The 18,618-nt window shown below is 70.6% G+C and carries 13 protein-coding genes and 1 tRNA gene; 8 read left to right on the top strand and 6 right to left on the bottom strand.

Translation table 11 applies throughout. The features are described 5' to 3' along the window. The first annotated feature begins 135 nt into the window (after window positions 1-135). The 7 genes from IE244_RS33635 (at window position 136) to IE244_RS33605 (ending at window position 9,426) form a co-directional block, all read left to right on the top strand. Window positions 136-2,460: an FdhF/YdeP family oxidoreductase gene (locus IE244_RS33635; RefSeq protein WP_191877364.1), complete on the top strand. Its 2,325-nt coding sequence runs from the start codon at window positions 136-138 to the stop codon at window positions 2,458-2,460. Between the two features lie 48 nt (window positions 2,461-2,508). Next, window positions 2,509-3,000, top strand: coding sequence for a hotdog fold thioesterase (locus IE244_RS33630; RefSeq protein WP_191877363.1), 492 nt, complete (start codon window positions 2,509-2,511; stop codon window positions 2,998-3,000). Between the two features lie 658 nt (window positions 3,001-3,658). Then, window positions 3,659-4,867 carry a branched-chain amino acid ABC transporter substrate-binding protein gene (locus tag IE244_RS33625; RefSeq protein WP_191877428.1) on the top strand — a complete coding sequence of 403 codons (1,209 nt, stop codon included), beginning with the start codon at window positions 3,659-3,661 and terminating at the stop codon, window positions 4,865-4,867. Window positions 4,868-4,976: 109 nt separating this feature from the next. Then, window positions 4,977-5,915 carry a branched-chain amino acid ABC transporter permease gene (locus IE244_RS33620; protein ID WP_191877362.1) on the top strand — a complete coding sequence of 313 codons (939 nt, stop codon included), beginning with the start codon at window positions 4,977-4,979 and terminating at the stop codon, window positions 5,913-5,915. A gap of 5 nt (window positions 5,916-5,920) precedes the next feature. Beyond that, the gene (locus IE244_RS33615) at window positions 5,921-7,711 is read left to right on the top strand and encodes a branched-chain amino acid ABC transporter permease (protein ID WP_191877361.1); all 1,791 of its coding nucleotides are present in this window, start codon (window positions 5,921-5,923) and stop codon (window positions 7,709-7,711) included. Window positions 7,712-7,717: 6 nt separating this feature from the next. Next, on the top strand, window positions 7,718-8,713 hold the full coding sequence (locus IE244_RS42890; RefSeq protein ID WP_191877360.1) for an ABC transporter ATP-binding protein: 996 nt from the start codon (window positions 7,718-7,720) through the stop codon (window positions 8,711-8,713). After that, window positions 8,710-9,426 carry an ABC transporter ATP-binding protein gene (locus IE244_RS33605; RefSeq protein WP_191877359.1) on the top strand — a complete coding sequence of 239 codons (717 nt, stop codon included), beginning with the start codon at window positions 8,710-8,712 and terminating at the stop codon, window positions 9,424-9,426. Before IE244_RS42890 ends, IE244_RS33605 begins: the two co-directional genes overlap by 4 nt. Before the next feature lie 41 nt (window positions 9,427-9,467). Here the strand turns inward: IE244_RS33605 and IE244_RS33600 are convergent, their stop codons facing one another. Beyond that, window positions 9,468-10,124 carry an ANTAR domain-containing response regulator gene (locus tag IE244_RS33600; protein WP_191877358.1) on the bottom strand — a complete coding sequence of 219 codons (657 nt, stop codon included), beginning with the start codon at window positions 10,122-10,124 and terminating at the stop codon, window positions 9,468-9,470. A 99-nt stretch (window positions 10,125-10,223) separates the two neighbouring features. On the opposite strand from IE244_RS33600, the gene IE244_RS33595 reads away from it, so the two are divergent. Continuing rightward, window positions 10,224-10,298: transfer RNA gene (locus IE244_RS33595), tRNA-Leu, on the top strand. Between the two features lie 76 nt (window positions 10,299-10,374). Here IE244_RS33595 and pyk read toward each other — a convergent pair. The 5 genes from pyk to pepN all read right to left on the bottom strand — a co-directional run bounded on the left by pyk (window position 10,375) and on the right by pepN (window position 18,527). Then, a complete protein-coding gene (gene pyk / locus IE244_RS33590) occupies window positions 10,375-11,811 on the bottom strand; it encodes a pyruvate kinase (RefSeq protein ID WP_191877357.1) in 1,437 nt (478 codons plus the stop codon). A gap of 251 nt (window positions 11,812-12,062) precedes the next feature. Then, window positions 12,063-13,475, bottom strand: coding sequence for a lysine N(6)-hydroxylase/L-ornithine N(5)-oxygenase family protein (locus IE244_RS33585; protein WP_191877356.1), 1,413 nt, complete (start codon window positions 13,473-13,475; stop codon window positions 12,063-12,065). Then, window positions 13,472-14,848 carry a pyridoxal phosphate-dependent decarboxylase family protein gene (locus IE244_RS33580; protein ID WP_229854535.1) on the bottom strand — a complete coding sequence of 459 codons (1,377 nt, stop codon included), beginning with the start codon at window positions 14,846-14,848 and terminating at the stop codon, window positions 13,472-13,474. The genes IE244_RS33585 and IE244_RS33580 overlap by 4 nt, the downstream gene beginning before the upstream one ends. A gap of 154 nt (window positions 14,849-15,002) precedes the next feature. Then, window positions 15,003-15,833 carry an NAD(P)H-binding protein gene (locus IE244_RS33575; protein WP_191877355.1) on the bottom strand — a complete coding sequence of 277 codons (831 nt, stop codon included), beginning with the start codon at window positions 15,831-15,833 and terminating at the stop codon, window positions 15,003-15,005. Window positions 15,834-15,944: 111 nt separating this feature from the next. Beyond that, window positions 15,945-18,527, bottom strand: a complete 2,583-nt coding sequence (pepN, locus tag IE244_RS33570; protein ID WP_191877354.1) for an aminopeptidase N — start codon at window positions 18,525-18,527, stop codon at window positions 15,945-15,947. Window positions 18,528-18,618: the final 91 nt, after the last annotated feature.

Raw genomic sequence — 18,618 nt, 5'->3', positions numbered from 1 at the left:
GGTGTGACCGCCGGCACAGCGATCGAAGATCGACGAGGGGAGGTCAGGCCCGGGGGACGGGGGCGGCACCGTTGTCGGTCCCGCGTGGGAGGATCGTCGGCGTACTCGGACCGTGCAGTCGAAGAGGAGCGTGCGATGGCGACGAAGCCACCGAAGGGGGATCCGGTTCAGGACGCGCCGCAGGTCGCGGAGCCGAAGCACGCGGCCGCGGGGCTGCCCGCCATCGGCCACACCCTGCGCATCGCCCAGCAGCAGATGGGTGTGCGGCGCACGGCGCTGACCCTGCTGCGGGTGAACCAGAAGGACGGATTCGACTGCCCGGGCTGCGCCTGGCCGGAGCCGGACCACCGCCACAAGGCGGAGTTCTGTGAGAACGGCGCGAAGGCGGTGGCCGAGGAGGCCACCCTGCGCCGTGTCACCCCGGAGTTCTTCGCCGCGCACCCCGTGACCGACCTGGCCGGCCGCAGCGGCTACTGGCTGGGCCAGCAGGGCCGGCTCACCCACCCCATGTACCTCCCCGAGGGCGGCACGCACTACGAGCCGGTCAGCTGGGAGCGCGCCTTCGGCATCGTCGCCGAGGAGATCGCCGCCCTGTCCTCCCCCGACGAGGCCGTCTTCTACACCTCGGGCCGTACCAGCAACGAGGCCGCGTTCCTGTACCAGCTCTTCGCGCGCGAGCTGGGCACGAACAACCTCCCGGACTGCTCCAACATGTGTCACGAGTCGTCCGGGTCGGCGCTGGTCGAGACCATCGGCATCGGCAAGGGCAGCGTCCGCCTGGAGGACCTCTACAAGGCCGACCTGATCGTCGTCGCGGGGCAGAACCCGGGGACGAACCACCCGCGCATGCTCTCCGCGCTGGAGAAGGCCAAGGCGAACGGCGCGAAGATCATCAGCGTCAACCCGCTGCCCGAGGCCGGCCTGGAGCGGTTCAAGAACCCGCAGACCCCGAAGGGCATGCTCAAGGGCGCCGCGCTCACGGACCTGTTCCTGCAGATCCGCATCGGCGGCGACCAGGCCCTGTTCCGGCTCCTCAACAAGCTGATCCTGGCCGCGCACGACAGCGCCCCCGGCGCGGTCGACGAGGAGTTCATCCGCGAACACACCCACGGTTTCGAGGAGTTCGCGAAGGCCGCCCGCGCGGCCGACTGGGACGAGACGCTGAAGGCGACGGGTCTCACCAGGGAGGAGATCGAGCAGGCCCTCGGCATGGTGCTCGCCTCGCAGCGGACGATCGTCTGCTGGGCCATGGGTCTCACCCAGCACAAGCACGCGGTCCCGACCATCCGTGAGGTGGTCAACTTCCTGCTGCTGCGCGGCAACATCGGCCGGCCGGGCGCGGGCGTGTGCCCGGTGCGCGGCCACTCGAACGTGCAGGGCGACCGCACGATGGGCATCTTCGAGCGCCCCGCGCCGGCCTTCCTGGACGCGCTGGAGAAGGAGTTCGGGTTCGCGCCGCCGCGCGAGCACGGCTTCGACGTCGTACGGGCCATCCGCGCGCTGCGTGACGGCGAGGCGAAGGTGTTCTTCGCCATGGGCGGCAACTTCGTCTCCGCCTCCCCCGACACCGAGGTGACCGAGGCGGCGATGCGGCGCGCGCGGCTGACGGTGCATGTGTCGACCAAGCTGAACCGTTCGCACGTCGTCACGGGCGCGCGGGCACTGATCCTGCCCACGCTGGGCCGCACGGAGCGGGATCTGCAGGACAGCGGCGAGCAGTTCGTGACCGTCGAGGACTCGATGGGCATGGTGCACGCCTCGCGCGGGCGGCTGGCGCCGGCGGGTGCGCAGCTGAAGTCGGAGCCGGCGATCATCTGCGGCCTCGCGCGTCGTGTGCTCGGCGCGGACAGCGTCGTGCCGTGGGAGGAGTTCGAGAAGGACTACGCGACGATCCGTGACCGCATCGCGCGCGTGGTCCCCGGTTTCGAGGACTTCAACGCGCGCGTGGCCGCCCCGGGCGGCTTCGCGCTGCCGCACGCCCCGCGCGACGAGCGCCGCTTCCCGACCGCCACGGGCAAGGCGAACTTCACGGCGGCGCCGGTGGAGTATCCGGAACTGCCCGAGGGCCGGCTGCTGTTGCAGACCCTGCGCTCGCACGACCAGTACAACACCACGATCTACGGCCTGGACGACCGGTACCGGGGCATCACGGGCGGCCGCCGCGTGGTGCTGGTGCACCCCGAGGACGCGCGGGCGCTCGGCTTCGCCGAGGGGTCGTACGTCGACCTGGTGAGCGAGTGGAAGGACGGCGTGGAGCGGCGGGCGCCCGGTTTCCGGGTCGTGCACTATCCGACGACGCGGGGCTGCGCGGCGGCCTACTACCCCGAGACGAACGTCCTGGTCCCGCTCGACGCCACCGCCGACACCAGCAACACCCCGGCCAGCAAGTCCGTGGTGGTCCGGCTCGAAGACCACACGGAGGGCACGGCGGACCGTCTGGAACAATCAGCGACCGACTGAGCGTTTGCTCAGCCAGCAGACAGGTGGACCAAGAACGGAGCCGGGCCCATGGGCGAGCAGCAGCGAGTGAAGTTCCCGCAGGAGATCATCGACGAGTACGCGGCGCTCGGTGTCGACCTGCCCGCCCTGTTCTCGGCCGGACACCTCGGCACCCGCATGGGGGTCGAGATCCTGGAGGCCTCGCCGGAGAAGGTCGTCGGCACCATGCCGGTGGAGGGCAACACCCAGCCCTACGGCCTGCTGCACGGTGGTGCCTCCGCGGTGCTGGCGGAGACCCTGGGCTCGGTCGGCTCCATGCTGCACGGCGGCAGCTCGAAGATCGCGGTGGGGGTGGACCTCAACTGCACGCACCACCGCGGGGTGCGCTCGGGCCTGGTGACGGGTGTGGCCACGCCGGTGCACCGGGGCCGTTCGACGGCGACGTACGAGATCGTGATCAGTGACAGTGAGGGCCGCCGGGTGTGCAGCGCCCGGCTGACCTGCCTGCTGCGGGACGTGAACAAGGACGACGCGGCGCACGCCCGGGGCGCGGGCGCCTGACGACAGGTCGGCGGGGCCGCACGGCCCCGCCGAACCGCCGCGCCCGGTCCCCCGGGCCGCCCGGGCGAGACGGCCCTCGCACCGATGAGTTGACGGACCGACAGATCCCCGCCAGGCCCGCCCCGTTCCGCCGGGGCCCTTGCCGGCCGGCCCGGCACGCCCTGGGCGTGCCCCCCCCGCGTGAACCCGCCCCGGCGCGCAGACGCGAGGAATTTCCGAAGCCTGGACTTCCCTCCCTCGCGTAACTCTACGTAATACGCGTGCAATATACATTTGTTCTTTCACTCCTGACTCCCGTCGCGGACAACGCCTCTCACGGCCCTGGAAGTAGCCCCCGGCAACAGTGATGTGTCATTACCAAATCGCCTGAGACACCTGAACGGATCACGATGAGTCCTGCGGGTTCTCAGAATGTGGACGGGGTGAATCGGCCTGAATTCCTGCTTTCCCCCCACGCTGTACCGCTCTCCATTACCTCGTGTCATAACAAGAGCGTCACAGCCTTGGTCAAGCCCTCCTCCACGTTCCCTACACACGCTTAGAGTCACGGCCAGTCACCGCTCCATCGGGAGTTCGGTACCGGCGCGGCACCCGCCGTTCCCCTTGAGACGGGGGCGGATTGTGCCTGCGGAAAGGATCGATTGTGCGACAGCGTTCTCTGGTGATTCTTACCTCCGTGCTGACCACCGGAGCTCTGACCCTCACCGCGTGTGGCTCCCGCGACAAGGACAACAAGGGCGGCGACAGCGGCAACGTGACGGTCACGATCGGCGTCGACGCCCCGCTGACCGGCCAGAACTCCGCGACAGGCCTGGGCATCCAGTACGGCGCCCAGATCGCCGTCGACGACGCCAACAAGAACAAGGCCGTCCCGGGCGTCACCTTCAAGATCAAGGCGCTGGACGACAAGGCGATCCCCGCCACCGGCCAGCAGAACGCCACCCAGCTCGTCTCCGACAAGGACGTCCTCGGCGTGGTCGGCCCCCTCAACTCCGGTGTGGCCACGCAGATGCAGCAGGTCTTCGCGACCGCCAACCTGGTGGAGATCTCCCCGTCCAACACCGGTGTCGAGCTGACCCAGGGCAAGAACTGGCAGACCACCAAGTCCCGCCCGTTCAAGACCTACTTCCGCACCGCCACCACCGACGCGCTGCAGGGCGCCTACGCGGCGGACTACGCCTACAACGGCATTCACAAGAAGAAGGCGTTCGTCGTCGACGACAAGCAGACCTACGGCGCGGGCCTTTCCAAGATCTTCAAGGAGCAGTTCGTCAAGCAGGGCGGCAAGGTCATCGGCACCGACCACGTCAACACCGGTGACCGTGACTTCTCCACGCTGGTCACCAAGATCAAGAATTCCGGTGCCGACGTGCTCTACTACGGCGGCCAGTACGACGAGTCCGAGGTGCTGACCAAGCAGCTCAAGGACGCCGGTGCCAAGATCCCGCTGTTCGGCGGCGACGGCATGTTCACCCCGACCTACATCAAAACCGCCGGGAAGGCCTCCGAGGGCGACCTGGTCACCTCGATCGGCGTCCCCGTCGACACCCTGCCCGCCGCCAAGGACTTCGTCGCGACCTACAAGGCCAAGAAGTACCCCGGTGACTACGGCACCTACGGCTCCTACGCCTACGACGCCACCACCGCCATCATCAAGGCCGTCGGCCAGGTCGTGAAGGACGGCAAGGTTCCCTCCGACGCCCGCAGCCAGGTCGTCGACGCCGTCCAGAAGACCTCCTTCGACGGCATCTCCGGCAAGATCTCGTTCGACGAGTACGGCGACACCACGAACAAGCAGCTGACCGTCTACCAGGTCACCAACGGTGTCTGGAAGTCCGTCAAGAGCGGTACGGCGAACCCGAAGTAAGCCACCGCAGCACATCGCACCCCCAGGGCCGCGCGGCGCAGACCACCGTCACCGCGCGGCCCGCCTTCTACCGCCCCCTTGACTCTCCCCACCACATGGAGGCCATGCGGTGAACACCCTGCCGCAGCAGCTGGCCAACGGGCTGTTCCTCGGCTCGATGTACGGGCTGATCGCCATCGGCTACACGATGGTGTACGGCATCGTCCAGCTCATCAACTTCGCCCACGGCGAGATCTTCATGACCGGAGGTTTCGGCGCCCTCACGGTCTACCTCGCCCTGCCGGACGGCATATCCATGTGGATAGCCCTGCCGGCGATGCTGATCGGCGGTGCACTGGTCGCCGTACTCATCGCCGTCGGCGCCGAACGTTTCGCCTACCGTCCGCTGCGCGGGGCGCCACGCCTCGCCCCGCTGATCACCGCGATCGGTCTGTCGCTCGCGCTGCAGCAGGCGGTCTTCAACTGGTACCACGTCGACGGCGACGCCAAGTCCGCCCGGGTCTTCCCGCAGTTGCCGTTCGGGCCGCTGCACCTCGGCTCCGTGACCGTGCAGAGCGGTGACGTCTTCCTGATCATCGCCGCCCCGCTGTGCATGGCGGCCCTCGCCTTCTTCGTCCGGCTCTCCCGCACCGGCCGCGCCATGCAGGCCACCGCCCAGGACCCGGACACCGCCCAGCTGATGGGCATCGACACCAACCGCATCATCGTCATCGCCTTCGCCATCGGCGGCTTCTTCGCCGCGGTCGCCGGTGTCTCCTACGGCCTCAAGTACGGCTCCGTCTCCTACGACATGGGCTTCCTCGCCGGTCTGAAGGCGTTCACCGCGGCCGTCCTCGGCGGCATCGGCAACATCTACGGCGCCATGCTCGGCGGTCTCGTGCTCGGCGTGGCCGAAGCCATGGCCACCGCCTACATCGCCGACGTCCCCGGCATGCACCAGCTCGGTGGCGGCAGCTGGGCTCCGGTGTGGGCCTTCGTCCTCCTCATCCTCGTACTCCTCTTCAGGCCACAGGGCCTGCTCGGCGAACGCGTCGCGGACAGGGCGTGAGCAGCATGACCGACACCACCACCGAGCCCACCGCCAAGGCCCCGGAAGCGGCCGGACGCGGGCCCGTCCCGCTCCCCCGGGCCGCCGCCCGCCTGCTCATCGTGATCGGCGCGATCGGCACCATCGCCAGCACCTTCCTCAGCTGGACCTGGACCTCCGACTTCCCCGGCGACCTGACGATCTACGGCTACCCGGCGGGCCTGCAGGTCATCGCTCTCGTGGCCGGCGCCCTCACCCTGCTCTACGGGCTCGCCCTGTGGAACGTACGAGGGCTGAACTGGCTGAACCCGGGCAAGGCCACCACACCCGTCTTCCTGATCGCCCTCTCGGCGTTCGCCGTCTGCTGGTTCACGGGCATCGCCATCGCCGTGGACCTCGGCGGCCTGGTGAACCTGGACCCCGGCGCCTTCGTGGCGATGGCGGCCTCCGCCCTGCCCGTCGTCGGTGCCCTCGCGCTGCCCCACCCGGCCCCCGGCACGGGCCTGCGCGGCTACTTCGCCAAGCCCGACCAGCCTCGCCACGGGACGCTCTCGCCGCTCGCCGAGCGTGCCGTCATCACCGTGGGCACCGCCCTCGGCCTCGTGGTGTTCACCTATGGCATCGGCATCAACGACGACGACAGCGAGACCTTCATCGGCTTCCTGCTCGTCCTGGCCTTCGGTGCCTGGGGGCTGGTCCACGCCGGACTGCTCGACCGGTACGCGACGATGTCCGCCCGCCACAAGGGCTTCGCCACCACCCTGGCCTTCGTCGCGGCCGTGATCTTCCCCTTCACCCAGAGCGACGACCACAACGCCAACATCGGCGTCAACATCCTCATCTTCGCCACCGTCGCCCTGGGCCTGAACATCGTCGTCGGCCTCACGGGTCTGCTCGACCTCGGTTACGTCGCCTTCCTGGGCGTCGGCGCCTACGCCGCCGCGCTGGTCTCCGGCTCGGAGTACTCCCCCTACTCCGTCCACTTCCCCTTCTGGGCGGCGGCCGTCACCGGTATGGGCGCCTCGCTGGTCTTCGGCGTCCTGATCGGCGGGCCCACGCTGCGACTGCGCGGCGACTACCTGGCCATCGTCACCCTCGGCTTCGGAGAGATCTTCCGCATCACCGTCAACAGCCTGGACGGCGACTCCGGTCCGAACGTCACCCGGGGCCCCAACGGCATCACCCAGATCCCCGACATCAACATCTTCGGGTTCAACCTGGGTGACGCGCACGACGTCGCCGGATTCACCCTCGGCCGCTTCGCCAACTACCTCTTCCTGATGCTCGTCATCACGGCGATCGTCGTCCTCGTCTTCACGCGCGCCGCCGACTCCCGCATCGGCCGCTCCTGGATCGCCATCCGCGAGGACGAGACCGCCGCCACCGCCATGGGCATCAACGGCTTCCGCGTCAAGCTGATCGCCTTCGCCCTCGGCGCGTCCCTCGCGGGCCTCGCCGGCACCGTGATGGCGCACGTCAACTACAGCGTGAACCCGCAGCCGTACCAGTTCGCCGGCGCCGCCCCGCCCAACTCGGCCTTCCTCCTGGCCGCCGTCGTCCTCGGCGGCATGGGCACCGTCAGCGGCCCGCTGCTCGGCGCGAGCGTGCTCTACCTGGTCCCGGAGAAGCTCCAGTTCCTGCAGAACTACGAGCTGTTCGCCTTCGGTATCGCGCTGATCCTGCTGATGCGGTTCCGGCCGGAGGGCATCATCGCCAACCGCCGCCGCCAGCTGGAGTTCCACGAGACCGGCCAGCTCGACGTACCGGCGCAGACGACGCTCACGGACGATCCGGCCGTCACCAAGGCAGGGGCGTAAGGAACCATGACGACACCTGTACTCGAAGCCCGTGACGTCACCATGCGTTTCGGCGGTCTGACCGCCGTCCGGTCCGTCGACTTCACGGTCAACAGCGGCGAGATCGTCGGTCTCATCGGCCCCAACGGCGCCGGCAAGACGACCTTCTTCAACTGCCTCACCGGTCTGTACGTCCCGACCGAGGGCACGGTCGCCTACCAGGGCCGGGTCCTGCCGCCCAAGCCGCACCTGGTGACGCAGGCGGGCATCGCCCGTACGTTCCAGAACATCCGGCTCTTCGCCAACATGACCGTTCTGGAGAACGTCCTCGTGGGCCGCCACACGCGGACCAAGGAGGGCCTGTGGTCCGCGCTGCTGCGCGGCCCCGGGTTCCGCAAGGCCGAGAAGGAGTCCGAGGCGAAGGCCATGGAGCTCCTGGAGTTCGTCGGCCTCGCCGCCAAACGCGACCACCTCGCGCGCAACCTGCCCTACGGCGAGCAGCGCAAGCTGGAGATCGCGCGGGCACTGGCGAGCGAGCCGGGGCTGCTGCTGCTCGACGAGCCGACGGCCGGCATGAACCCGCAGGAGACCCGGGCGACGGAGGAACTGGTCTTCGCCATCCGGGACAAGGGCGTCGCCGTCCTCGTCATCGAGCACGACATGCGCTTCATCTTCAACCTGTGCGACCGGGTCGCCGTGCTCGTCCAGGGCGAGAAGCTCGTCGAGGGCACCTCCGAGGTCGTACAGGCCGACGAACGCGTCGTCGCCGCCTATCTGGGCGAGCCCTTCGAGGGCGACCCGGGAGAGGCGGAGGCCGCGGAGGTCGAGGCCGCGGAAGCGGCCGCCGCGTCGGAGTCCGACACCGCTGCGCCGTCCGAGACCGGGACCGCTGCCGCGTCGGAGTCCGACACCGCCACCCCGTCCGAGACCGAATCCGAGACCGCCGTCGCGGAGAGCACCGGTGACCCGGAGGACACCACCGACGCGGAGAGCACCGGCACCACCGAGGGAGAGGCCCAGTGACCGCACTGCTGGAGGTCGAGGACCTCAGGGTCGCCTACGGCAAGATCGAGGCCGTCAAGGGCATCTCGTTCAGCGTCGAGGCCGGCCAGGTCGTCACCCTCATCGGCACCAACGGCGCCGGCAAGACGACGACCCTGCGCACCCTGTCGGGTCTGCTCAAGCCCACCTCGGGAAGGATCGTCTTCGACGGCAAGCCGCTCAGCGGGGTCCCGGCGCACAAGATCGTCGCGCTCGGGCTCGCCCACTCCCCCGAGGGCCGGCACATCTTCCCGCGCCTGAGCATCACCGAGAACCTGCAGCTCGGCGCCTTCCTCCGCAAGGACAAGGAGGGCATCGAGAAGGACATCCAGCGTGCCTACGACCTCTTCCCGATCCTCGGGGAGCGGCGCAAGCAGGCCGCCGGCACCCTCTCCGGCGGTGAGCAGCAGATGCTCGCGATGGGCAGGGCGCTGATGTCCCGGCCCAAGCTGCTGATGCTGGACGAGCCGTCCATGGGTCTGTCGCCGATCATGATGCAGAAGATCATGGCGACGATCGCCGAGCTGAAGTCCCAGGGCACGACGATCCTGCTGGTCGAGCAGAACGCCCAGGCGGCGCTCTCGCTCGCCGACCAGGGCCATGTCATGGAGGTCGGCACCGTCGTCCTGTCCGGCACAGGGCAGGATCTGCTGCACGACGAGTCGGTGCGGAAGGCCTACCTGGGCGAGGACTGAGCCGGGCCACGCCGAGCCCCGCGCCCCTCGGGACGCGGGGTTCAGCTCTTCTTGGCCGCCTTCTTCTCCTCGTTGTCCGCGATGACCGCCTCGGCGACCTGCTGCATCGACAGGCGGCGGTCCATCGAGGTCTTCTGGATCCAGCGGAACGCGGCCGGCTCGGTCAGCCCGTACTCCGTCTGCAGAACGGACTTGGCGCGGTCGACCAGCTTGCGGGTCTCCAGGCGCTGGGTGAGGTCGGCGACCTCCTTCTCCAGCTGCTTCAGCTCGGTGAAACGGGAGACGGCCATCTCGATGGCGGGGACCACGTCGCTCTTGCTGAACGGCTTGACCAGGTACGCCATGGCGCCGGCGTCCCGGGCGCGCTCGACGAGGTCGCGCTGCGAGAAGGCGGTGAGCATCAGGACCGGAGCGATGGACTCCTCGGCGATCTTCTCGGCCGCGGAGATGCCGTCCAGCTTGGGCATCTTCACATCGAGGATGACCAGGTCCGGCTTGTGCTCGCGGGCCAGCTCGACGGCCTGCTCGCCGTCACCGGCCTCGCCGACGACGGTGTACCCCTCCTCCTCCAGCATCTCCTTCAGGTCGAGCCGGATCAGCGCCTCGTCCTCGGCGATGACGACACGGGTCGTCAGCGGAGGCACGTGCGACTTGTCGTCGTCGGGCGCGTCTACGGGCTGGGGCGACTCGGCGGTCACGGGGGCTCCTCGTTCCAGGCAGGGTACTGCTGACAAGAGCCTACCTAGCTACGGTATGGTGGACGCGCGGAGGGTCGGGGGAAACCTTTGATTCTGCGAGCCCCGGTAGCCCAATTGGCAGCAGGCAACGGATTCAAAACCCGTACAGTGTCGGTTCGAGTCCGACCCGGGGCACTTTTCCTTGGATTCCAAGGTCAGCGCTTCCGGCGGGCCCCTCTCGGTGAGGGGCCCTTCGCCGTTACCGGGGCCGTCACCTGGGCCTGTCGTCCTCGCCGATGTGGTGCACCCGGACCATGTTCGTCGAGCCGGAGACCCCGGGCGGGGAGCCCGCCGTGATCACCACGACGTCACCCTTCTCGCAGCGTCCGTACTTCAGCAGCAGCTCGTCCACCTGGTCGACCATGGCGTCGGTGGAGTCGACGTGCGGGCCGAGGAACGTCTCGGCGCCCCAGGTGAGGCTGAGCTGGGAGCGGGTGGCCGGCTCCGGGGTGAAGGCGAGCAGCGGGATCGGCGAGCGGTAGCGGGACAGCCGGCGGGCGGTGTCTCCCGACTGCGTGAACGCCACCAGGAACTTCGCGCCGAGGAAGTCACCCATCTCGGCGGCGGCCCGGGCCACCGCACCGCCCTGGGTTCGTGGCTTGTTCCGCTCGGTCAGCGGGGGCAGGCCCCCCGCCAGCATGTCCTCCTCCGCCGCCGCGACGATCTTCGCCATGGTGCGCACGGTCTCGACCGGGTACGTGCCGACGCTGGTCTCGCCGGACAGCATCACCGCGTCCGTGCCGTCGAGGACCGCGTTGGCCACGTCGGAGGCCTCGGCGCGGGTCGGCCGGGAGTTGTCGATCATCGAGTCGAGCATCTGGGTGGCGACGATGACCGGCTTGGCGTTGCGCCTGGCGAGCTTGATCGCGCGCTTCTGCACGATCGGCACCTGCTCCAGCGGCATCTCCACGCCCAGGTCGCCGCGCGCGACCATGAGCCCGTCGAAGGCGGCCACGATGCCGTCGAGGTTCGCCACGGCCTGCGGCTTCTCGACCTTGGCGATCACCGGGAGGCGCCGGCCCTCCTCGGCCATGATGCGGTGCACGTCCCTGGCGTCGTCGCCGCTGCGGACGAAGGAGAGGGCGATGACGTCGAAGCCGGCGCGCAGCGCCCAGCGCAGGTCGTCCTCGTCCTTCCCGGAGAGGGCGGGGACGGAGACGGCGACGCCGGGGAGGTTCAGGCCCTTGTGGTCGGAGATCACCCCGCCCTCGACCACGCGGGTGCGCACGCGAGGACCGTCGACGTCGGTGACCTCCAGGCAGACCTTGCCGTCGTCCACGAGGACGCGCTCGCCGGGGCTGACGTCGGCGGCGAGACCGGCGTAGGTGGTGCCGCACTGGTGGCGGTCGCCCTCGACGCCCTCCTCCACGGTGATGGTGAAGGTGTCGCCGCGTTCAAGGAGTACGGGGCCTTCCGCGAAACGGCCGAGCCGGATCTTCGGACCTTGAAGGTCGGCGAGCAGCCCGACACTGCGCCCCGTCTCGTCGGCCGCCTTGCGCACGCGCCGGTAGCGCTCCTCGTGTTCGGCGTGCGTGCCGTGGCTGAGATTGAAGCGGGCGACGTCCATTCCCGCGTCGACCAGTGCCTTGATCTGGTCGTACGAGTCGGTGGCGGGCCCCAGAGTACAGACGATCTTTGCTCGGCGCATATGTCGAGCCTAGGCCTTACCCGTGGGTAGAGAATCTGGCTCACATGACCACTCAACAACCTTTGAGTGAAGCCTCATTGACAAGTGTTGAATTGTGCGGCCACTCGCTCCAATGAGCGAATTCCCCTGTCGCGAAGAAGCCCGGCACCCTGGGCCATGTTCAGGTCAGCATCGAACCGGCCTTTGACCGGTCCGGCCTCATGCCCCCCCACCGCGGACGTGAGGCCGGCGCCGCTGCCGTCCTGCGCCCGCTACCACCTCTCGACGAGCGGAGTGAGCAGCTCCGCCCGCCGGGCCCGCAGCACCCGGCTTCCGGCGGTTTCGAGCCCGAAGGTGGTGAAGGCCGTTCGGGCGGGCAGCCGGTAGGACTCCTCGCTGGTGAGGGAGTTGAGGATGGTGGCGCTGCGCCAGGCGGCCAGGCCGAGGTCGGGGGCGCCGACGCCGTGGGTGTGCAGTTCGGCGTTCTGGACGTAGACCGAGCCGGTGACCAGGGGGTCCAGGACGAGACGGTACTCCTCGTCGATGCGCGGGCGTTCGCTGCTGTCGCGGCGCATATAGGGGTCGAGTCCGGCGAGCAGGCGGCCGAGGGGGCGTTCGCGGTAGCCGGTGGCGAGGACGACGGCGTCGGTGGTCAGCCGGGAGCGGCTGTCCTGCTGGAGGTGCTCCAGGTGCAGCTCGATCTTGGTGGTGGCGATCCGGCCGGCCGTGCGGACGCTGACGCCCGGGGTGAGGACGGCGTCGGGCCAGCCGCCGTGCAGGGTGCGCCGGTACAGCTCGTCGTGGATGGCGGCGAGGGTGCCGGCGTCGATGCCCTTGTGCAGCTGTCCCTGGGCGGCGACCAGCCGGTCGCGGACGGGCTCGGCGAGGGCGTGGAAGTAGCGGGTGTAGTCCGGGGTGAAATGCTCCAGGCCGAGCTTGGAGTACTCCATCGGCGCGAACGCCTCGCTGCGGCCGATCCAGTGCAGCTTCTCGCGGCCCGCCGGGCGGTGGCGCAGCAGGTCCAGGAAGACCTCGGCGCCGGACTGTCCGGAGCCGACGACGGTGACGTGTTCGGCGGCCAGGACGGCGGACCGGTGGTCCAGGTAGTCGGCGGCGTGGATGACGGGCACGCCCGGGGCGTCCACCAGCGGCTGGAGCGCGTCGGGCACATAGGGGGCGGTGCCGACACCGAGGACGATGTTCCGGGTGTAGGTGCGGCCCAGCGCCTCGACCTCGCCCTGGGCGTCCAGCTGGGTGAAGTCGACCTCGAACACGTCCCGTTCGGGGTTCCAGCGGACCGAGTCGACCTGGTGGTGGAAGCACAGTCCGGGCAGGCTCTGCGCGACCCAGCGGCAGTAGGCGTCGAACTCGGCGCGCTGGATGTGGAAGCGCTCGCCGAAGTAGAAGGGGAAGAGCCGCTCGCTCGTCCTGAGGTAGTTCAGGAAACTCCAGGGGCTGGTCGGGTCGGCGAGGGTCACCAGGTCGGCCAGGAAGGGCACTTGGACGGTGGCGCCCTCGATGAGCAGGCCGGGGTGCCAGTCGAAGCCGGGGCGCTGTTCGTAGAAGACGGCGTCGAGTTCGGCGAGCGGGTGGGCGAGGGCGGCCAGGGAGAGGTTGCACGGTCCGATGCCGATGCCGACCAGATCGCGGGGGGCGGCCGGATCGTGGCCTGGGGAGTTGGTCATGCGCGGGTGCCTTCTTCTGCGAGTTTCAGGAGCTGGGCCAGGTCGTCCGGCCGGGTGTGGGGGTTGAGGAGGGTGACCTTGAGCCAGAGGCGGCCGTCGAGCCGGGCGCGCCCGAGGACGGCCCGGCCCTCGTACAGCAGCCCGCGGCGTACGGCGGCCACGGTGTCGTCGTCGGCGCCGGCGGGCCGGAACAGGACCGTGCTGATCACGGGCCGGTCGTACAGCTCGAAGCCGGGGTGTTCCCGGACCAGCGCCGCGAACTCGGCGGCCCGGGAGCAGACCTGGTCGACCAGGGCGCCGAGTCCGGTGCGGCCGAGGGTCTTCAGGGTGACGGCGATCTTGAGGATGTCGGGGCGCCGGGTGGTGCGCAGCGAGCGGTCGAGCAGGTCGGGAAATCCGGCCTCGGTGTCGTCGGCGGCGTTCAGGTAGTCGGCGCGGTGGTGGAGTACGGCGAGTTCGGCGGGGCGGGCTACGGCGAGGAGGCCGGCGGCGACCGGCTGCCAGCCGAGCTTGTGCAGATCGAGGCCGACGGTGTGGGCGGCCTCCAGGCCGGCGAGCTTCTCGCGGTGCCGGTCGCTGAAGAGGAGGCCACCGCCGTAGGCGGCGTCGATGTGCAGCCGGGCGCCGTGGGCGGTGCACAGACCGGCGATCTCCGGCAGCGGGTCGATGAGGCCGGCGTCCGTGGTGCCGGCGGTGGCGGCGACCAGCAGGGGGCCGGAGAGCGCGGTGAGGGCCGCGTCCAGGGCGGCGAGGTCGAGGGTGCCGCCCGCCGCCGGGACGACGACCGGGTCGGGCAGACCGAGCAGCCAGGCGGCGCGCGGCAGCGAGTGGTGGGCGTTGGCCCCGCACACCAGCCGCACGCTGCCGCCGTGGGCCTCGCGGGCGAGCAGCAGCGCGAGCTGGTTGGACTCGGTGCCGCCGGAGGTGACGAGGGCGTCGGCGAGACCCGCGGCGTGGGCGAGCGCGCGGGTGACGGCGGCCTCCAGGGCGGAGGCGGCCGGGGCCTGGTCCCAGGAGTCCAGGGACGGGTTGAGGGCGCTCGCGGCGAGGTCGGCGGCGGTGGCCACGGCGAGCGGCGGGCAGTGCAGATGGGCCGCGCACAGCGGGTCGGCGGGGTCGGCGGCGCCCTCCGCGAGGGTGTGCACCAGGGCGCGCAGGGCTTCGGGGTCTCCGTGGTCCGGCAGGACGTCCCCGAGGACGTCGGCGACGCGCGCCGCGACGGCCTCGGGCCCCCCGGCGGGCAGCGGTCCGCCGCGCGCCCGGCCGCCGGCCGCGAGGGCCTCCAGGACGGTACCGAGGAGGGAGCGCAGGGTGCCGGGGCCGTGGGGGCCCGAGGCGAGGGGCGGCGTGCGCAGAGGTTCTGCACCGCTCATCGGCTGTCCTCCCGCTGCTGGGCCGGCCTTCGGTATCCAGCTTGTACGGGAAGAGGACCGGTTGTCCCGAAAGACCGACGATAGGAACCCGAAAGTGGGTACTGCCGTGTAGAGAAGGCCCGTTGGGGAAGCGCCGCGGATCGGTGCGAGCCGGTCAGTCCCGTCCGTCGAAGTCCTGCGCGTGGTCCCGGGCCCACCGGGCGAAGGTGCGGGCCGGGGCGCCGGTGAGTTTCTCCACGGTGTTGGTGATCTCCGGGGGTACGCCGATGGTGTCCTCGAAGGACCGCAGCAGCCGTTCGAGCATGTGCGGCGGGATGTGCGGGAACAGCTCAGGGCCCGCCTCACGGGGGTCCGTCTCCACGAACGTCAGCTCCCTGCCGACGGCCGCACCGATCGCCGCGACCTGCTCGGCGTTGGTGGTGGCCGCGGGCCCGGTCAGCCGGTGTACGGCGTCCTCGTGTCCGCCGTCGAGCAGGACCCGCTCGGCGACGGCCGCGATGTCGTCCTCGTGGATGGGTGCGCTGAGCGCGTCCGCGAAGACCCCGTGGACGGTGTTCCCGGCGCGGACCTGCGGTGCCCACTGCAGGGCGTTGGTGGCGAAGGCGTTGGGCCGCAGGAAGGTCCAGTCGAGCCCGCTGTCGCGGATCTGCCGTTCGACCGTGGCGTGCATGACGTGGATGGGATGGGTCTCGTCGGCGCCCTCCTGGATGATGCCGCTGGAGAGCAGCACGACGTGCCGCACGCCGTGGGCGCGGGCCGCCGCCAGCAGGTCGGCCGCGCCGGCCTGCGCGTAGAGGAAGAGGGCCGTGGCCCCGCCGAACAGGGCGGCCGGGTCGTCCGGCCGGAACCGCACGACCTCGGCGCCGTCGGGCAGTGCGGCCCGCTGCGGGTCGCGGGTGAGCGCGCGCACGGGGCGGCCCGCGGCGAGCAGACGGTCGACGAGGGCACGGCCGACGTTGCCGGTTGCGCCGGTCACTACGATCACGGAAGTCGCCTCCGAAGGCTCGGTTGATCGTTCCTGACGGCTCGACCCTAGGATCCGCGTCCGGACCGCCGCATCGTCGCCAGGGACCAGCCACGCCCTAGGTCGCCGGACCTACTCCGCCATCGCGCGGTGTGCCTCCCGGTCCTCCTGTCCCCCGTTCCCCTCCTGCGCCCCCTGGGCCTGCGGGCCGCGCACGCGCAGGGCGCGGGCCAGGTCGTCGAGGCGGTCCGCGAGGGTGCGGCGCAGGGCCGGGGTGGGGTCGGCGTCGCGCAGACACGCCTCGCCCAGCCGCAGGTTCTCGGTGTCGACGGCGTACGCCGGGAAGGCCCAGCGGCCGGCCGCGACCGCGAGGGCGGGACCGCGCCGGGCGCTGAGGGCGACGGCGTCCGGGTAGAAGCGCGGCACGTACTCCCGTACCAGATCGGCCTGTTCGGGCTGCCAGAAGCCCTGTGCGGTGGCCGTGAAGAGGTAGTTGGACAGGTCGTCCCCGGCGAACATCGCCTCCCAGGCCGCCCGCTTGACCTGCGGGTCGGGCAGGGCGGCACGGCAGCGGGCGGCGCCCTCCTGGCCGGTGGCGCTCGGGTCGCGGTCGAGCTCGGCGGCGATGGCGGCCTCGTCGGTGTCGCCGAGCGCGGCGAGCCGGCCGAGGATGCGCCAGCGCAGCTCGGGGTCGAGTTCCGGACCGCCGGGCACCGTGCCGTCGGCGAGCCAGGCGGCGATGGTGTGGGGGTGGGCGGCCACGGAGATCAGGTACCGCACGGCGATCAGGCGCAGGCCCGGGTGGTCGCCGTCCTCGGTGCGCCGCAGCAGGTCGCGGCAGAGGGCGGTGAGGGTGGACAGGGCGGCCGGGCGGTCCTCGGGCCCGAGGTACTGGTCGGCGATCGGTCCGGAGGCGAAGGCGAGGACGCCCTGGGCGATGGCCAGGTCGGTCTCGTGAGGGAGGTGGGTGCGGGCCGTCTCCAGGTAGGCGGCGGGCGGGAGTTCGCCGTCGCGCACGGCGTCCCGCAGGGCGTTCCAGACGACCGCGCGGGTGAGCGGGTCGGGCAGTCCGGACAGGCCGGTGCGGAGCGTGCCGAAGGACTCGGCGTCGAAGCGGACCTTGGCGTAGGTGAGGTCGCCGTCGTTGAGCAGGAGCAGCGCCGGACGCTTGCCGATGGGCTGCGGGGCGGCCTGCGGGACGTCGAGGTCGAGGCGTTCGCGCAGCACCAGCCGGCCCTCGTCGGCGATGTCGTGGTCGTACAGGCCCACGGCGAGGCGGTGCGGGCGGCTGCCCGCGTGGTCGACGGTCAGGGTGCAGGTGCCGTCGGCGGCGGCGACGACCGGCGTCAGCTTGTCCACGCCCGTGGTGCGCAGCCAGCTGTCGGCCCAGGCGGGCACGTCCCGGTCGGTGGCGGAGGCGAGGGAGTCGATGAAGTCGGCCAGGGTGGCGTTGCCGAACTTGTGCCGGGCGAAGTGGGTGTTGATGCCGGCGAGGAACTCCTTCTCGCCGAGCCAGGCGGCCAGCTGGCGCAGCGCGGAGGCGCCCTTGGCGTAGGAGATCCCGTCGAAGTTGAGCAGCGCGGAGGCCGTGTCGTCGACCTTCTCGGGGGCGACCGGGTGGGTGGTGGGCCGCTGGTCGGCGTCGTAACCCCAGGCTTTGCGGGCCACGCCGAACTCGGTCCAGGGGCCGGTGCCCCACCTTCTGGGGGAAGGCCCTCCGGAGCCGAGAAGAGCGGCCTCGGCGGTGGTCTGGTAGCCCATGTACTCGGCGAAGGACTCGTTCAGCCAGATGTCGTCCCACCAGGTGAGGGTGACGAGGTCACCGAACCACATGTGGGCCATCTCGTGCGCGATGACCATCGCGCGGGTCTGCCGCTCGGTGTCGGTGACGGCCGAGCGGTAGACGAACTCGTCGCGGAAGGTGACCAGGCCCGGGTTCTCCATGGCGCCCGCGTTGAACTCGGGGACGAACGCCTGGTCGTAGGAGTCGAAGGGGTACGGCTCCTCGAACTTCTCGTGGTAGCGGTCGAAGCACGCGCGCGTGACGTCGAGGATCTCCTCGGCGTCGGCCTCCAGGTGGGGGGCGAGGGAGCGGCGGCAGTGGATGCCGAAGGGCAGTCCGCGGTGCTCGGTGCGCACCGAGTGCCAGGGACCGGCGGCGACGGCGACGAGGTAGGTGGAGATCGGCGGGGTGGGGGCGGCCTGCCAGTGGCCGTCGCCCCGCTGTTCGGTGATGCCGTTGGCGAGCACGGTCCAGCCCTCGGGCGCCCTGACCGAGACCTCGAAGACGGCCTTCAGGTCGGGCTGGTCGAAGGCGGCGAAGACGCGCTGGACGTCGTCCATGAACATCTGCGTGTAGACGTACGTCTCGCCGTCGCTCGGGTCGGTGAAGCGGTGCATGCCCTCGCCCGTACGGGAGTAGCGCATGGCCGCGTCGACGCGCAGTTCGTGCTCGCCCGCGCCGAGGTTCCGCAGCGGCAGCCGGCCGTCCTGCAGCGACTCCGGGTCGAGGGGCTGTCCGTCGAGCGTGACGGCGCGCAGCACGGCGGGCTTCAGCTCCACGAACGTGTCCCCGGCCGACCGCGCGGTGAACCGGATCACCGTGCGGGAGTCGAAGGTCTCGTCCCCCGTCGTGAGGTCCAGTTCGACCGTGTAACGGTGGACGTCGAGGTGCTGCGCTCGGAGCTGCGCTTCATCGCGCGTGAGTACGGACATGCAGGCCATGCTGCCTGATCGCACCGACAGCGCACAGAGGCCGGGCGACTTCACGGCTTATGTCCGGATGCTCCTCCTTCCGCTCCGGACG

The sequence above is a fragment of the Streptomyces filipinensis genome, from assembly GCF_014649495.1.
GTDB classification, from domain to species: Bacteria; Actinomycetota; Actinomycetes; order Streptomycetales; family Streptomycetaceae; genus Streptomyces; species Streptomyces filipinensis.
The sequence above is the reverse complement of the archived record's forward strand: the minus strand, read 5'-3'. Positions and strand labels throughout refer to the sequence as shown.

Excerpts from the sequence above, each read along its gene's own strand:
- IE244_RS33635 (WP_191877364.1), top strand. The coding sequence starts at position 136 with ATGGCGACGAAGCCACCGAAGGGGGATCCGGTTCAGGACGCGCCGCAG.
- IE244_RS33630 (WP_191877363.1), top strand. The coding sequence starts at position 2,509 with ATGGGCGAGCAGCAGCGAGTGAAGTTCCCGCAGGAGATCATCGACGAG.
- IE244_RS33615 (WP_191877361.1), top strand. The coding sequence starts at position 5,921 with ATGACCGACACCACCACCGAGCCCACCGCCAAGGCCCCGGAAGCGGCC.
- IE244_RS42890 (WP_191877360.1), top strand. The coding sequence starts at position 7,718 with ATGACGACACCTGTACTCGAAGCCCGTGACGTCACCATGCGTTTCGGC.
- pyk (WP_191877357.1), bottom strand. The coding sequence starts at position 11,811 with ATGCGCCGAGCAAAGATCGTCTGTACTCTGGGGCCCGCCACCGACTCG.
- IE244_RS33585 (WP_191877356.1), bottom strand. The coding sequence starts at position 13,475 with ATGACCAACTCCCCAGGCCACGATCCGGCCGCCCCCCGCGATCTGGTC.
- IE244_RS33580 (WP_229854535.1), bottom strand. The coding sequence starts at position 14,848 with ATGAGCGGTGCAGAACCTCTGCGCACGCCGCCCCTCGCCTCGGGCCCC.
- pepN (WP_191877354.1), bottom strand. The coding sequence starts at position 18,527 with ATGTCCGTACTCACGCGCGATGAAGCGCAGCTCCGAGCGCAGCACCTC.